Source organism: Pseudomonas sp. 05T35 (assembly GCF_056396605.1).
In genome coordinates, this window is sequence record NZ_JBFTLU010000884.1 from 1 (window position 1) to 604 (window position 604).

At 62.6% G+C, this 604-nt stretch carries 1 protein-coding gene; it reads left to right on the top strand.

Translation table 11 applies throughout. From position 1 onward, the window contains the following. Nucleotides 1-47: 47 nt before the first annotated feature. Nucleotides 48-604, top strand: a 557-nt coding sequence (locus AC1DH9_RS30480; RefSeq protein WP_477809497.1) for an Ig-like domain-containing protein, incomplete at its 3' end; no start/stop codon positions are given.

Sequence of the window (604 nt, forward strand, 5' to 3'; positions counted from 1 at the left end):
CTCAAGCTCCACGGTGGATGTGCTCAAGATCCACGGTGGAYGTGACCATGACCGGCACCAACGACGCGCCGGTGGCGGTGGCCGATACGGCCGCCGGCACGGAGAACCAGACCCTGAGCATCAACGTGCTGGSCAACGACACCGATGTCGACGACGGTCACCTGTTCACACTGAACTCGGTCAGTGCACCGGCAAACAAGGGCACGGCCAGCGTGGTTGGCAACCAGCTGCTGTTCACCCCCGGAACTGACTTCGACCACCTGGCGCAAGGGGTGGTCGAACACGTGACACTCAGTTACCAGATGCAGGACGAACACGGGGCACTCTCGAGYTCYACGGTGGACGTGACCATTACCGGCACCAACGACGCGCCGGTGGCGGTGGCCGATACGGCCGCCAGCACGGAAAACCAGACCCTGACSATYGACGTGCTGGCCAATGACACTGATGTCGACGACGGCCATGCATTCACCTTGGTCAGCGCCAGYGCACCGGCAAACCAGGGCRGTGCCAGCGTGGTYGGCAACCAGTTGCAGTTCAATCCGGGAAGYGATTTTGATCACCTGGCGCAAGGCGCCACGGCCAGTGTCACGCTCAGCTACAC